Genomic DNA, 14,054 nt, shown 5'->3' with positions numbered 1-14,054 from the left:
ACTTGTGGTTTGATACATTTAGGACATGAATCCCATGATATAAATCGCGAAACGGAGGAGTTGCAACTTGACCTATAAACAGATCAAATGGATGATTTTGTTCATTCCCACGCTGATCGTGGGGTTATGGGAATATGTGCGGCATCAGTTCCTGTTATCCTATATTTCCATGGATCTGGGCAACTGGCTGACGCCGTTGTTGGTCTATCTGGTCAGTGTGACCCTGCTGACTCAGCTGTTCTCCATGCTGGAAAAAATCCAGTCCGAACTGCAGGCCGAACGGGCCCAAAAAGCCGCTTTGGAGGCGCGCGAACAGCTGGCCAAAGAGCTTCATGACGGAATCTCCCAATCGCTGTTTTTGTTGTCCGTCAAAGCGGACCGCCTGGAGTATACGGAAGACCAGGCGAAGTTTGAGGAGGAGCTGTATAAAATCAGAAAAACGGTCCACGAAGTGAACCGCTATGTAAGACAAGCCATCGCCAACCTGAAATACGCCCCCGTCCCGGAGGACGAGTCGCCTTTTTTCGCCACCTTGGAGGATAAAGTCAAACAAACGGCGGGTGAGGTTCTCATCCCGATGGACATCCGGTGGGAGATCCCGGAGGACGCTTTTTCGCCCAAAGAGAAGGTGGAGCTTCTGGCTTGCATCCGTGAAGCCGTCGTCAATATTCAGAAGCATGCCCGGGCGGGAAAAGGATGGATTTACGCGGGCGGGACCCGAAGCGAATGGAAGGTGGAAATTAAGGACGATGGGCGCGGGTTCCAGGGGAATCCTTTTGAATCCAGGGGCAGTTACGGGCTTAGCATCATGAAGGAACGGGCGGAAGCGATGGGCTGGCGGCTCCGGATCCGAACGGAGGAACTGACGACGCTGGAACTGGAAAAGACGGGAGGAGGCGCATGAAATGAAGACGCGCGTGCTTGTTGTGGACGATCACGCCCACGCGAGGGAGGCGATCTGCGAAATTCTGGCGATGGATGACCAGTTTGAAGTCATCGGTGTGGTCAAAAGCGGCCAGGAGGCGATCGAGTTTACCGAACAGTGGATGCCCGACCTGATTCTGATGGATATTCAGATGCCGGGGATGGATGGTTTGGCGGCGACACAGCGGATCAAGCTGAGCTTTCCTTATGTCAAGATCGTCATGATTACTGTCTCGGATGATATGTTTCATTTGCTTGAGGCTTTAAAGCGGGGGGCCCAAGGGTATCTGCTCAAAAATCTGGCGCCTTCGACCTGGATGGATTATCTGCGCTCCATCGTCAACGAAGAAGCCCCCTTGAGCCGGGAGCTGGCCTTCGAAATTTTGAAGGACGTTTCTCTATCGAATAAGCGGGAAGTCGCCGGGGCCCTGACTCATCGGGAAAAGGAAATTTTGGGTCAGGTGGCCAACGGCCTCACAAACAAGGAGATTGGCGAAATGCTCAGTATTTCCGAGCATACGGTCAAAAACCACCTGAAAAACATCCTCCAGAAGCTGCAGGTGCAGAATCGGGTGCAGTTGACAAGGTATGCCTTGGAGCAAGGGCTGGTTGCCGGAAAGGGCGGTTTTAAAGGGGACAGGGAAGCTGACTAGGGTGCAGTACCGGCTGGAGACGGCAAGTCGTAGAAGCGATCGACGGCATCGTTCATTATCCGGTCGTAAACGGCGATAGTCCACCGTTTTGCCATGCTCCTGTTTCTTTTGCGGGGGATGATAACCGTAATGAAAAATAATCCCATAGCGCGCTTTTATATCCCAGTTGATGCGGTAGGTTGAACTAAAGAATTGACATACACACTTAACCATTCTACTAACGGGAAAACCTCCCGTTAATTTACCGCTCTTGACCCATGGATCCGAATTAACTGGAAAAACTCCATCTATTTCGCGGCTCAACCGCCGATATACGTAATTTCAGGCGAATTAACGGGAGGTTTTCCAGGTAATTGGCCCTATAGCCGCAAAGGCACCAAATTAACGGGAAGAAATCCCGTTAATTGAACAAAGAATTAGCGGAAGGGCAGGCCGTGGCGTTGTGCCCCGGGCTCCTTGGCGGATTTGCGACGCCGCGAGAACCGGCGGAAATTGTCGGCGGCACCGGAGAGGACGTTCTGCTCGACAAAGCCCGGGTGCTAACGAAATCCGGCGAGAACGCTACGGATATGGATGGGAAGGGGGCCGAGGGGGGAGCGCCTTGCCAAAGAGGCCGCCGCCACGGCCGCCGTGCCGAAGGAATTCCGCCCGTCGTGCGGGAGCGCCATGATTTATGACGGCCGCTTTGCCAACGGCGGAGTGCCGGCAACGGAGTTACGGACGTCTTGATCGAACGGGAAAGGATACCGGTCGTCTCCGAGAATGGATCGGTGAAATCATCGATGGGGAATAACAGCGGTTGGCGTTATGATCTTATGCCATCATGCCCAGGCTTGCGGTAATAAATCACGCAGGCTTTTTTTATTTATGGATAAAACGCATCAAAAAGTCCGGAAGCCCTAAGCCCCCGGACATCCTCCAACTAGGCTAGCGGTGCTCGATCAGATCGATCGCGCCGAGCACAAGGTGGGCCAGGCCAAATCCGAGAGCCCCGGTTGCAGCAAGCTTATACTTGCTTCCAAGCAGTGATGCGGCAGAAGCGGACACTACAGCTCCAAGAACGGTAGGAATCAAACCTTCACGCATGCGTAACACCCCTTTGGACTGGTTTGGAAAGACAACGTTATTTTGGGAAGGCTGGGGGCCATTTATACATCGGGCCAGATTCAAAGCTTTAACCGATAGGGTAAAAAGAGGGCAAAACAGTTGTATAAGTTGAACTATTGATCCAGAATCATTTCACACTCTTGCCTATCGCTAAATTGCTAGTTCAACTTATACAGTCAAGGGGGAAAGAGCATGAAACGGAGAAAAACGTCCCAACTGACGCAACAGCTCGTGTTTGTTGGACCCTCCACGATATTTTTCGTCCTGATCGTGGCCGTTCCGTTTTTTCTCGGCTTATATTACGCCTTTACGGACTGGAACGGGATTTCGAGGCAGGCTGATGTTGTCGGCGTCCGCAATTTCGTCCATATTTTCACCAAGGATCCGGCCTTTCTGAATTCTTTCTGGTTTACGGCCAAATTTACCGTGCTCGGTGTCATTCTCACGAATGTGGTGGGCTTCGCGCTGGCGTATTTTTTAACGAAGCGTTTGTACACGCGGAACGTGATGCGGACGGTCTTCTTTATGCCGCACGTCATTGGAGGCTTGCTGCTGGGGTTCATCTGGCAGTTCATTTTTGTCCGGGGGTTCGCTTCCATCGGCGGGGCGACCGGAATTCCCTTCTTCCAGCTGCCGTGGCTGGGGACGGAAGCCACCTCATTCTGGGCGATCGTGATCGTGTTCGTGTGGCAAAATGCAGGTTACCTTATGGTCATCTACATATCCGCCATCAACAATGTGCCGAAAAATCTGATCGAAGCGGCCAAGGTCGACGGGGCCGGACGCAGGCAGGTGCTGAGGCATGTCATTGTCCCTTTGGTCATGCCGGCGGTCACGGTCTGCCTATTCCTGGCGATTTCCTGGTCGTTCAAACTGTTCGACCTGAACTTGTCCCTGACCAAAGGGGGGCCGTACAAATCGACCGAGTCGGTGGCGCTGAACATCTACAATGAGGCGTTTACAATCAGCCGTTTCGGCATGGGCTCGGCCAAAGCCATTATTTTCTTCATTATCGTGGCGTTGATCTCGATTCTTCAGGTCCGGGCGACCAAGCGCAGGGAGGTTGAACTGTGATGGATACAGCCAAACGTTACCGTGGCGGCATGCTGCTGGTCGAGGCGCTTTTGATCCTCGGCGGACTGGTGTTTCTCGTTCCTTTTTACTTCCTGGTGGTGAACTCGGTAAAAACCTTCGGGGAGATTCTCAGCGACGCGGCCGGATGGCCCGCCGTACCCCAATGGAGCAACTATGCGGAAGCCTGGGACAAAACCTCGTTCCCGAAGGCGTTCGGCAACTCGCTGCTCATTACGATAGCCAGCAATTTACTGCTCGTGCTGATGTGCTCGATGGCCGCTTACCGGATGGCCCGCAAGCCGACGGGATATAACCGTTTCTTGTATGCGGCCTTCGTCGCCGCTATGGTCATTCCTTTCCAGGCCATTATGATTCCGCTGGTCAAGGTGTCCAGCCTGCTCGGCCTCATGAACTCGACCTGGGGACTGATCGTCTGTTACCTCGGCTTCGGCGCGCCGCTGACGGTATTCCTGCTGCACGGCTTCGTCAAGTCGGTACCCGTGGACATCGAAGAAGCGGGGCGGGTCGACGGCTGTTCGGCGTACGGCATTTTCTTCCGCATCATTCTGCCGCTGATGCAGCCGATCGCGGTGACGGTCATCATCTTGAACACGCTCTGGATCTGGAACGACTACCTGATGCCTTCGCTTATTTTGCAGAAACCCGAGCTGTATACGATTCCGATCGAGACCTTCGCCTTCTTCGGCCAATACACCAAGCAGTGGGACCTGGCGTTGCCGGCCCTGGTGCTCGGAATCACGCCGATCGTGATCTTTTTCCTGACCATGCAAAAATACATTATCGAAGGCATCGCGCAAGGTTCGGTTAAGGGGTAACCGGGGGCCGGGCGATTCGATAAAGAGATCGACAAGAGTGGTGGAAGGAGAGTGAGTCAGACATGAGAAGGGGTAAACAGGCACTGCTCCTGCTGGTGATGGCGCTGCTCGTCGCCGGTTGCGGCAAAAGCGGTCCGGACATGGACGGAGGACGCAAGGTGCTGCATATTTTTCAATTTAAAGTGGAGATTGCGGAAGCGATGGAACGCCTGAAGGCGGAATATGAAAAAGAGCATCCGGACATCAAGCTCGACATTCAGACGGTAGGCGGAGGCAGTGATTATGGCGCTTCATTACGGTCGAAATTCGCCTCCGGCGAAGAACCGGATATTTTCAATATCGGCGGCTACACGGAAATGGAGATGTGGCAGGAGTATCTGGAAGACTTGACGGACGAACCGTGGGTAAAGGACGTCAAAAAGATCGCCCTGGAGCCGATGACCAAGGACGGCAGGCTGTATGGCATGCCGGTGAACTTGGAGGGATACGGGTTTATTTACAATAAGGATCTGTTCGCCAAAGCCGGTATCAAGGAAAAGCCGGTCACGCTCAGCGGGCTGCGCGAAGCGGCCGAGAAGCTGAAGGCGGCGGGGATCACGCCGTTCTCCAACGGCTATCAGGAGTGGTTCGTGCTCGGGAACCATAACGTCAACGCCGCCTTTGCGAACCAGAAAGATCCGGCGGATTTCATCCGGGGATTGAACGAAGGCAAGTATAAATTTGCCGATGACCCCGTATTTGAGCAGTGGACAAAATTGCTGGGTATGACGCTGGAATACGGCAACCCGAACCCGCTGACCACGGATTACAACACCCAGGTGACGATGTTCGCCAACGGGGAAGCGGCCATGCTGCAGCAGGGCAACTGGACCCAGGTGCAGCTGGACGGCATCAATCCCGACCTGAATCTCGGCATCCTCCCGATGCCGATCGACGATACGGGAGAGGACAACGACAAGCTGTTCGTCGGTGTCCCGAATAATTGGGTCATTTACAAGGATTCCCCGATGAAGGAAGAGGCGAAGGAGTTTCTGAACTGGCTCGTCACCTCGGAAACGGGCAAACGGTTCATCACGAAGGAGTTTAAATTCATCCCCGCCTTCGACAGCATTCAAGGAACGGAGAAGGACCTCGGCGCCCTTGGGATGGAAGTGCTGAATTATACCGATACCGGGAAGGCGCTAACCTGGAACTGGTTTCGCTTCCCGAACGGAATGCCTTCCGAATTCGCCAGCATTATCCAGGCCTACATCGGAGGCAAAATCGACAAAGCGGGGATGTTCGAACAGTTCCAGCAGAACTGGGACAATCTCAGCGTCGAATAAAAAGGCCGTAAAATGGACGCAAGCGTCAAACGGTTTATTCCAAACCGTCGACGCTTGCTTTTTTGTTTCTTTAATCGTATATTGCAACCCGTACCTTCATGTACACGTGAAGGATGTTGGCGTGTGGTTCCTGCCTAGACTACAACCGTAACTGCAGACGGTTTCCAAAACAACAAAAGCCCTACCTCTCATTTGTCCTTGCGGCTCCGATGACCGCGCCAGTGTGAATCAGAAATCTACGAAAATTCTTACTCGTTGGGTCATTCAAATAGGAATTTCATACCGGATAAGGTATTAGGAGAGTTATAATCTTTTGAGGAACTACTATAGAGGGTTTAACAATCAGTATTAATCTTACAGTAACTTTCATGAAAAGTCAAATTTGGACTTTCAGACCGCCATTGAACTCGAACATCGGCCTCTGACACATGGTGTTGCCCGCCACATTAACGGCCTTTTGGGGCGTTATTTCGATGTCATCGGGAATGAATTCCTGCAAAAGGTCAGGCTTTCCGGCGGGTAAAACGCCTAGGGAAGTCTAACGGCTGTAGCAGCCGTTATTTAACGAAAAGTAGCCCTTTCGAAATTCTAGCGGTCGTGAGCGCCGTTATTTCCCTGGATTCTCGCCCAAACAGCCTGTTTATTCGAAATAAGCGCCGTGGCGACCGTTAGAATGGGAAGTCGGCGTTTTCGGGGCAAATAACGGCTGTGGCAACCGTTAGCGTTAATTTTCGTCTTTCTTGCAAAGCTGCTCATGCGACGGCGGTTAGGGAAATGGGGCACGCCGGATCCAACGTAAGGCCCTTATTCACCTGTCCGCTTACAAATTATGGACCCCATAATCTTCAGAAAAATCCCCGCCTCAATAAAACGGCGGGGATTTTTCTGCGTAAATTAGTTGGCGAACGTGTAGCTGTCGTTGGTTTTCTTCAACATTTGCTTGAATCCGGGGGAAGCGTACAGTTTTTTGTCCTTCGTGATAAAAAGGACTTCCGTGTTTGGCGTATTTTCCGCGAATTTGAGTCCTTCTTCGATCCCCATGATCAGCAGGGAGGTATCCATCGTATCGGCATCCGTGGAACGGTCCGTCACGATCGTGACGCTGCTGATATTGTTATCGACCGGGTAGCCGGAACGCGGATCGATGATATGCTGGTACAGTTTGCCGTCTTCCACGAAGAAGCGCTCGTAAATCCCCGCGGTTACCACGGTTTTGTCTTCGACCCGGACAGTTCCGATCGGGTTGCCCCGTTCCTGGGAGGGATCCTGAATGCCGATGTTCCAGGTGGATCCGCCCGGCTTGCTGCCCATCGCAAAAATATTGCCCCCCAGGTCGATGATCGCGCTGCTGAAGCCCTGCTCCGCCAAGTAATCGTAGATGGCGTCCGCGGCATAACCCTTACCGTAGGAGCCAAGGTCGATCTGCATCCCCTTGTCCCGCAGGTAAATCTCGTGCTTCTCCGGGTTGAGCTCAATCTTGCGGTAATCCGTCAGCTTCCGGGCGGCTTCGATGTCCGCGGCGGGAGGGACATGCGCCCCCTCATGGCCGATGTTCCATAAGCTGACGAGCGGTCCGATCGACGGGTCCAGCAGGCCGTCCGTTTTTTGCGCATAATCGACGGCGAGCTGAACGAGTTCGAACGTATCCGGCGAAACCTCCACGGGGGCAATGCCCGCTTGCGCATTTACCTTATGGATCTCGCTGTCCTCATTCGTCCGGCTGATTTTGCGGTCGATGTCCTTCATCAGGGCTTCCAGCTCTTTAAAGTTCCCGGCGGTAGCCCGGCTATCATATATTTTGATGGTGACGACGGTATCAAATATAAAAAAGGTCTGGACCAAAGGCTTCATGGACGTCCCGGACTTCGACGAATCCTTGGAAGAAGTGGCGGCCCGCGCATCAGCCGGGGAGTCCGCCGCTTTCCCATTCGCGGAATCGCCGCCCGCGCATCCTCCAAGCAGCGCCGTAATCAAGACCAGGGTCAGCAACAGGATTGCCGTTTTTTTCTTCTTCATATGCGTAGCCTCATTTCTCCCGTTATCTCGCCTTGATTTTAGCAGAAATAAAAATGAGCTAAAAGTACTTTCATTCACAAAGTAAGAATTATTCTAATAAACTGCCCTTTAAGTGATGATTTTGTGAAATGGGTCCTAGATTGAGACATTTGTCACACGGGAGTGAGGAAAGTTACAGGTATAATGGGTTCATCTAAGATTTATATAATTAAAAAATAAGATAAAAGGAGTTAGCCATGAAACGTGGAGATATCCTGCTGATCGGGCTGATTGTTGTCATTGCCGCGGCTTTCTTGGTCCCCCGTTGGTTTGATGGGGATTCAAGTGAAAAATATCACAACGAACCCCGTGTAGCTAAAATTTCTGTGAACGGCAAGCCGTTTCGCACGGTGGAGTTAACCGGAGAAGAACAGGAGATTGAGATTAAAACGGAGTACGGCTACAACCTCTTGAAAATTCATGATTATGGCATTGAAATGATCGATGCCGACTGTCCGGATAAAGTGTGTTATACGTTTGGATTTATTGAACGCAACGGCGGGACTATCGTTTGTTTGCCGAACAAGTTGCTTGTAGAAATCGAGGGGGCGTCCGGGGAAGGAGATGAGCTCGATGCCGTCGTTAAATGAACAATCCCATTTGGCCCTAAAAAGAACGGTCATCATCGCTATTTTTGCGGCGGTTGCGGTCGTGCTGAGTCTGGTGGAGAGCGTTATTCCCATCAATATGAGCGTTCCCGGAGCAAAGCTCGGGCTGGCCAACATCATGGTGCTCACATGTCTTTATTTCCTCCGGGCCAGGGACGCCATGATGATGGTGCTATTAAAAACACTGCTGACGGCTTTTATTTTCGGCACTTTTTCCAGTTTTCTATTCAGCATCATGGGGGCGCTGTTCAGCTTCGCGGCGATGTGGTTTCTGCTGCTGGTCGGCCGCAAGCGGCTTAGCGTGATCGGAATCAGCATCGTGGGAGGTATCGCCCATAACATCGGGCAGTTGACCGCCGCAGCTCTGTACTTCAAAACGTCAAATATATTCTATTACTTGCCGATGCTGCTCCTCATGGGGGTATTAACCGGCATTGCGGTCGGCATTGCGGTGCGCTATCTGATTCCTTCCTTGTCCAGACTGGCGCTGTTCGACGGGTTTTTGACCGAATCCGCCTAGCTGAGAAAGGGCCGGGAATCGGCCGGAAAGGAGAATGGCGATGAATGCCACCAGGCTCGCCTATGAACTGCAGCACGTCTCTTTTGCTTACGAGCCGGAACATCCGGTCCTTAACGAATTGTCCTTCTCCATCCCGCAGGGAAGCTGGGTCTCCCTCGTCGGCCCCAACGGCTGCGGCAAATCAACTCTGGCGAAGCTGCTGGGGGGGCTCCTGTCCGTTAATGCCGGCGCCATTATAGTAGAAGGAATCCCTCTGCTCAAGGAGACCGTTCAGCAAATCCGTCCGCGAATCGGGATGGTGTTTCAGAACCCGGATAACCAGTTTATCGGGGCCACCGTCGAGGAGGATATCGCCTTCGGCTTGGAAGGGAGATGTCTGCCGCGCGGGGAGATGGCGAAGCGGGTTCGCCATTACGCCGATAAGCTGGAAATCGGCCATCTGCTGTCCAAACACCCTTCCGAGCTGTCGGGAGGGCAGAAACAGCGGGTCGCCGTCGCGGCGATTTTGGCGATGGAGCCCGGTATTCTTATTTTTGACGAAGCCTCATCCATGCTGGATGAACGGGCGCGGGGAGAACTGCTGGCCATTTTAAAAGAAATGAAGCGTTCCGGGAGGTACACCATGATCTCCATCACGCATGACGCCGGGGAGATCCTGGCTTCGGATCGGGCGATCGTGCTGCATAAGGGAGGGCTGGCGGCGGATTTGCCGCCCCGTGAATTGTTCCGAGACGAAGCTCTGCTGGAATCCTGCCGGCTGATTGCGCCCTATGGCATCCGGCTCTCGTGTGAGCTCCGTAAGCGGGGGATTTGCCTTGCGGCCGAGTCTCCGGAGGAGGTGGCGGACGCGATATGGCAATTGAATTCGAGCATGTAAGCTTCGCCTATGACGACCGCAGCCTGTGGCGTCAAAGCGCGTTGGAGGATATCAGCCTGAGGCTGGAGGAGGGCGGATTTGCCGCGGTTGCCGGAGCCTCGGGATCAGGGAAATCGACGCTGCTGCAGCTTTTCAACGGAATTTTAAGGCCGACCGGGGGAACGGTCCGGGTGCTGGACTGTCTAATTCAAGCCGGAGAGAAACCTCTGCCGCTGCGCGATCTTCGCCGGCGGGTAGGCCTGGTGTTCCAGTTTCCGGAACAGCAGCTGTTCGAGGATACGGTGGAAAAAGATCTCTGCTTCGGTCCGTTAAACTTCGGCATGACGCTGTCCGAAGCGAAGGGACGGGCGAGCAGAGCGCTGGAGATGGTCGGTCTGGACGATTCCCTGCTGGAGCGAAATCCGTTTCACCTCAGCGGCGGGCAGATGCGCAAAGTGGCGATCGCTTCCGTCCTGGCGATGGATCCGGACGTGCTTGTGCTGGATGAGCCGACCGCTACACTCGATCCGCAGAGCCGGGCCGAGCTCGCGCTTCTGTTGTCCCGGCTGCATCGGGAGCAAGGCAAGACGGTGATCGTCGTTACGCACCGTCTGGAGGAAATGCTGCCGTACGCCGACCTGTGGATCGTCATGAAGGAGGGCAAAAAGGCATTCCAAGGGCCCACCGCCGAATTGGTCCGGGAGGCGGGGCGGTTGCAGCGCGAATGCGGCCTGACGGTTCCGGCATGCATCGCCATGTGGAACGAAATCGCGGGCAGGTTTGGCCTGGGCGGCGAGGAGCCGTGCCTGACGCCGGAGGCGCTTGCGGCACGCCTTCACCTCTTGGTGAACGCGCCGCGCGGTCCAGGCAGCCATACGGGGAAAGGGGGATAACCGTGCGCAATAAACTGCTGTTCGGACGCCGGATCGATACCGGCTCATGGATCCATGGCCTGGATCCCAGGGCCAAGCTTACCGGTATGCTGCTGTATCTCGCGGCGATCGTGATCGTCGGCTCATGGCAGGCGCTTGCTTTTGCCGCGGTCTTTTCCCTGGCTTATATGGCGGCGACACGGATCCCGATCAAGTATTATGTCAAGGCCGCCAAGCCGCTGTGGGCGCTGATGGTGTTTATTTTTGCCGTTCAGTGCCTGACGGTGGAGCAGGGCCAAGTGCTGTGGCGCATCGGGTCCTGGGCGCTATATACCGGGGGGATAAGGAGCGGCTTCATTGCCGCCTCGCGCATGGCGCTGCTCGTTTCGTTTACGGCGATTCTGACGTTTACCACCACCCCCGGGCTTCTAAACCAGGGCTTGGCGGGTGTGCTGGCGCCTTTTCAGAAAATCGGACTGCAACCCCAGCGCCTGACGCTGATGATGAGTATCGCACTGCGGTTTATCCCGACGATTTTGGAGGAGACGCAAAAGATTTTGAAGGCTCAGGCCGCCCGGGGCGCGGATTTGAGGGAGCTTCCCTGGCGGGAGAAGGGGAGAATGCTCGTCTCCCTGCTGGTGCCGGTGACGGTCAGTGCTTTTCGCCGCGCCGAAGAGCTGGTTCTGTCGATGGAATCCCGGGGATATACAATCGGCGCGCCGCGCACGGAATACCATCAACTGAGCTGGAGCCGCCGGGATACCTGGTTTGTATTGTCGTATGTTGCACTGATTGCGGCGGTATGGATGCTGCGCCGGATTTAAGAGAAACCGTGCGGATAGACGCGGAATAACGGAGGAGGGGAACGCGGTGGCACGCTATTTTAACAGTAGAGAGGTCGAACTGCTTGCACCGGCGGGAACGTTTGAAATTTTCAGAGAGGTGATCGAGGCGAATTGCGATGCCGTCTATTTTGGCGGTCCAAGCTTGAATATGCGGCTGATGCGCAAAGGCTACAATTTTTCCCGGGAAGAAATTACGGAAGCGGTGAAGATCGCCCATTCCCTGGGCAAAAAAACGTACGTAACGGTCAATAATCTTTTGAACGAAGGGGAGATCGACGAGGCGGCGGAATACTTGCGCTTTCTCGAGCAGGCTGCGCCGGATGCGATCATCGTTCAGGACTTCGCCGTTCTGGCGCTGATCCGGGAATTGAAGCTGACCATTCCGGTGCATTCTTCGGTCATGATGAATGTACATAATGTGGAAATGGTCAAAGCGCTCCAGGAACTCGGCGTCACCCGGGTCGTCACGTCCCGGGAAATGGACCTGCATACGACGCGTTATCTGCAGGCGGTGACGGGGATGGAGCTGGAGTATTTTGTGCATGGGGATATGTGCTCGGTACACGGGGCGAATTGTTATTTCAGCTCGCTGGTATTCGGCATGAGCAGCAACCGGGGCAAGTGCCTCAAGCCGTGCCGCTGGGATTACCGGATCAAAAAAGACGGCAGCATTTACCCTTCGGAGTATCCGCTTGCCGTCAAAGATATGTTCATGTACGAGCATATCCCGGAGTTGATCCACGGGGGAATCACCTCGTTCAAAATCGAGGGGCGCATGCGGGACAAAGCGTTTGTCGTCATGCTGGTCAACGCCTACGGGGATGCGATCGACCGGTACATTAACGATCCGGCGGGTTTTGAGCGCGGCAAGGATACGCAACTGCTCTACGAGAACCGGAAACGCGATTTTTCCACGGCGTATGCTTTCGGGCGTCCGGGCTTATCGAACATCAATAAGCGGTATGAGGGAACTGGGAAATTTTACAGCACGGGAAAAGTGTTCAGCACACCGACCGAAGAACGGGAATTGGGCGTAAAACGGCTGGATGAAATCCGTGGGCAATGGTCCGTCCTGGCTGCCGCCAAAAGCGGGGAAGCCGGGAAATCCACGCCCGAAATCTCGGTGCATGTCAACAACAAGGCGCAGGCGGCCGCCGCGCTGGAAGCGGGAGCGGACCATATCTATTTGTCGGGCGATGTGTTTGAGCCGGATCGTCCGTTCACCCGAGCGGAGATCATGGAGCTGGCGGCGCTAAAGGGCGGGGCGAAACTGTATTTGTGCCTGCCGCGGATGATGACGGAGCTGCATTTTGATATGTACGACGCATTATTATCCGGGGAGCGCCTGCCGATCGACGGGCTGATGGTGACGAATCTCGGAGCGATTCGCCGTTTCGCGGGCAAGGGCTATCCGTTGGTCGGAGACTTCAACTTGAACGTGTATAACCGTTTGTCCGCCGGATTTTACGCCGACCTTGGCATCGGGCGGCTGACGGCTTCGCTGGAATTGCCGCTGCTGGATTTTACCGCGCTGTTGGCCCAAACGCCCGTGCCGCTGGAGGCGATCGTGCACGGCTCTCCGGCCTTGATGTACATGGAGCATGACCTGTACGAAAATGCGGAAGTGTTCGAGCCGATTGGGGAAGAAGACAATCATTTCGTCGACAACAGTGTGCTTGTGCTGAAGACGGACAAAGGAGAGAACCCTGTGTACCGGGACGCATACGGCCGCAATCACTTGACCCTGGCCAAGGAGCTGTGCCTCCTGCCGCTGGTCAAAGAGCTGAAGGAGGCTGGCCTGGCCGTCTTCCGCATCGAGGGGGCGACCTACCGGCCGGAGCGGCTGCGCGAGGTTGTGGCCGCCTACAAAGCCGCGCTGGCGGAGCCGGACACGGCCGCCGAGCGCTTCGCGGGCCTGCCGCCGGTCTACGCCGGCTACACGCTGGGCGCGCTGCAGTTTGACGGCGGCGCAGCCAGTGCGGCCAGCGCACCGGCGGCGGAGCCGGCCGCGGCGGCGCGGGCGTAGGCGAAGCGGCCCCCGCTGCCGCGCGTTGCGGCAGTGCCGTGCGCTGGAAGGCCGCCGCAGCGGCTGTGAGCACCGCGGGGGTGCATGCCGCAGGCTCGCCGGGCCTGCTGGCGGCGGCCAGCGCACCGGTGCCCCACCCTGCCCCGGCCAGCCAGCGGCAATTAGCAGGAAAAACTCCCGCTAATTTCGCACGCAAGCAAACTATTCACCAATTTAACAGGAAAAACTGGAGTTAATTTTGCGATTTTCGCCGACATTTACAGGTTTCCTCTAAAATAACTCCAGTTTTTCCAGTTAATTCGGTTATCACCGGAATGACGGGTGAAATAGCTGGAGTTTTTCCCGCTAATTTT

General features: G+C 54.9%; 14 protein-coding genes. 12 read left to right on the top strand and 2 right to left on the bottom strand.

Going from position 1 to position 14,054, the window contains the following annotated elements; genetic code table 11:
- The first annotated feature begins 67 nt into the window (after positions 1-67).
- The 3 genes from V4U88_RS18775 (at position 68) to V4U88_RS18765 (ending at position 2,254) form a co-directional block, all read left to right on the top strand.
- The gene (locus V4U88_RS18775; RefSeq protein ID WP_334074781.1) at positions 68-904 is read left to right on the top strand and encodes a sensor histidine kinase; all 837 of its coding nucleotides are present in this window, start codon (positions 68-70) and stop codon (positions 902-904) included.
- A 1-nt stretch (position 905) separates the two neighbouring features.
- Positions 906-1,577: a response regulator transcription factor gene (locus tag V4U88_RS18770; RefSeq protein WP_334074780.1), complete on the top strand. Its 672-nt coding sequence runs from the start codon at positions 906-908 to the stop codon at positions 1,575-1,577.
- Between the two features lie 404 nt (positions 1,578-1,981).
- Positions 1,982-2,254: a hypothetical protein gene (locus tag V4U88_RS18765; RefSeq protein WP_334074779.1), complete on the top strand. Its 273-nt coding sequence runs from the start codon at positions 1,982-1,984 to the stop codon at positions 2,252-2,254.
- A gap of 250 nt (positions 2,255-2,504) precedes the next feature.
- Here V4U88_RS18765 and V4U88_RS18760 read toward each other — a convergent pair whose 3' ends face one another.
- Entirely contained in the window at positions 2,505-2,663 is a 159-nt protein-coding gene (locus V4U88_RS18760; RefSeq protein ID WP_334074778.1) for an asparagine synthase, read from the bottom strand.
- Positions 2,664-2,876: 213 nt separating this feature from the next.
- Here V4U88_RS18760 and V4U88_RS18755 point away from each other — a divergent pair, with 213 nt between their 5' ends.
- The 3 genes from V4U88_RS18755 to V4U88_RS18745 all read left to right on the top strand — a co-directional run bounded on the left by V4U88_RS18755 (position 2,877) and on the right by V4U88_RS18745 (position 5,919).
- On the top strand, positions 2,877-3,758 hold the full coding sequence (locus V4U88_RS18755) for a carbohydrate ABC transporter permease (RefSeq protein WP_334074777.1): 882 nt from the start codon (positions 2,877-2,879) through the stop codon (positions 3,756-3,758).
- Positions 3,758-4,594: a carbohydrate ABC transporter permease gene (locus V4U88_RS18750; RefSeq protein ID WP_334074776.1), complete on the top strand. Its 837-nt coding sequence runs from the start codon at positions 3,758-3,760 to the stop codon at positions 4,592-4,594. Before V4U88_RS18755 ends, V4U88_RS18750 begins: the two co-directional genes overlap by 1 nt.
- 62 nt (positions 4,595-4,656) lie before the next feature.
- A complete protein-coding gene (locus V4U88_RS18745) occupies positions 4,657-5,919 on the top strand; it encodes an ABC transporter substrate-binding protein (RefSeq protein WP_334074775.1) in 1,263 nt (420 codons plus the stop codon).
- Between the two features lie 894 nt (positions 5,920-6,813).
- Here V4U88_RS18745 and V4U88_RS18740 read toward each other — a convergent pair.
- Positions 6,814-7,935 carry an FAD:protein FMN transferase gene (locus V4U88_RS18740; protein WP_334074774.1) on the bottom strand — a complete coding sequence of 374 codons (1,122 nt, stop codon included), beginning with the start codon at positions 7,933-7,935 and terminating at the stop codon, positions 6,814-6,816.
- A 236-nt stretch (positions 7,936-8,171) separates the two neighbouring features.
- Between V4U88_RS18740 and V4U88_RS18735 the strand changes: the two genes are divergently transcribed.
- From V4U88_RS18735 to V4U88_RS18710, 6 genes are read left to right on the top strand one after another with little or no spacing between them, the layout of a single operon-like run.
- Entirely contained in the window at positions 8,172-8,564 is a 393-nt protein-coding gene (locus tag V4U88_RS18735) for a NusG domain II-containing protein (protein ID WP_334074773.1), read from the top strand.
- Positions 8,548-9,102, top strand: coding sequence for a Gx transporter family protein (locus tag V4U88_RS18730; protein WP_334074772.1), 555 nt, complete (start codon positions 8,548-8,550; stop codon positions 9,100-9,102). The genes V4U88_RS18735 and V4U88_RS18730 overlap by 17 nt, the downstream gene beginning before the upstream one ends.
- Before the next feature lie 40 nt (positions 9,103-9,142).
- Complete coding sequence (locus V4U88_RS18725) at positions 9,143-9,979, top strand: ATP-binding cassette domain-containing protein (protein WP_334074771.1); 837 nt, start codon at positions 9,143-9,145, stop codon at positions 9,977-9,979.
- Positions 9,955-10,851, top strand: a complete 897-nt coding sequence (locus tag V4U88_RS18720; protein ID WP_334074770.1) for an energy-coupling factor transporter ATPase — start codon at positions 9,955-9,957, stop codon at positions 10,849-10,851. Before V4U88_RS18725 ends, V4U88_RS18720 begins: the two co-directional genes overlap by 25 nt.
- A gap of 2 nt (positions 10,852-10,853) precedes the next feature.
- Positions 10,854-11,654, top strand: a complete 801-nt coding sequence (locus V4U88_RS18715) for an energy-coupling factor transporter transmembrane component T family protein (protein ID WP_334074769.1) — start codon at positions 10,854-10,856, stop codon at positions 11,652-11,654.
- A 46-nt stretch (positions 11,655-11,700) separates the two neighbouring features.
- Positions 11,701-13,701, top strand: a complete 2,001-nt coding sequence (locus V4U88_RS18710) for a peptidase U32 family protein (RefSeq protein ID WP_334074768.1) — start codon at positions 11,701-11,703, stop codon at positions 13,699-13,701.
- The last annotated feature ends 353 nt before the right edge of the window (positions 13,702-14,054 follow it).

Source organism: Paenibacillus sp. A14 (assembly GCF_036864815.1).
Taxonomy (GTDB): Bacteria; Bacillota; Bacilli; order Paenibacillales; family Paenibacillaceae; genus Fontibacillus; species Fontibacillus sanfengchensis.
Note: the sequence above shows the minus strand (reverse complement) of the source record. Positions and strands in the feature narration are given on the sequence as shown.

Bases quoted from the DNA above. Each gene is read 5' to 3' on its own strand.
- V4U88_RS18770 (WP_334074780.1), top strand. From the start codon at position 906: ATGAAGACGCGCGTGCTTGTTGTGGACGATCACGCCCACGCGAGGGAG.
- V4U88_RS18720 (WP_334074770.1), top strand. From the start codon at position 9,955: ATGGCAATTGAATTCGAGCATGTAAGCTTCGCCTATGACGACCGCAGC.
- V4U88_RS18745 (WP_334074775.1), top strand. From the start codon at position 4,657: ATGAGAAGGGGTAAACAGGCACTGCTCCTGCTGGTGATGGCGCTGCTC.
- V4U88_RS18730 (WP_334074772.1), top strand. From the start codon at position 8,548: ATGCCGTCGTTAAATGAACAATCCCATTTGGCCCTAAAAAGAACGGTC.
- V4U88_RS18735 (WP_334074773.1), top strand. From the start codon at position 8,172: ATGAAACGTGGAGATATCCTGCTGATCGGGCTGATTGTTGTCATTGCC.
- V4U88_RS18760 (WP_334074778.1), bottom strand. From the start codon at position 2,663: ATGCGTGAAGGTTTGATTCCTACCGTTCTTGGAGCTGTAGTGTCCGCT.
- V4U88_RS18755 (WP_334074777.1), top strand. From the start codon at position 2,877: ATGAAACGGAGAAAAACGTCCCAACTGACGCAACAGCTCGTGTTTGTT.
- V4U88_RS18740 (WP_334074774.1), bottom strand. From the start codon at position 7,935: ATGAAGAAGAAAAAAACGGCAATCCTGTTGCTGACCCTGGTCTTGATT.
- V4U88_RS18725 (WP_334074771.1), top strand. From the start codon at position 9,143: ATGAATGCCACCAGGCTCGCCTATGAACTGCAGCACGTCTCTTTTGCT.
- V4U88_RS18750 (WP_334074776.1), top strand. From the start codon at position 3,758: ATGGATACAGCCAAACGTTACCGTGGCGGCATGCTGCTGGTCGAGGCG.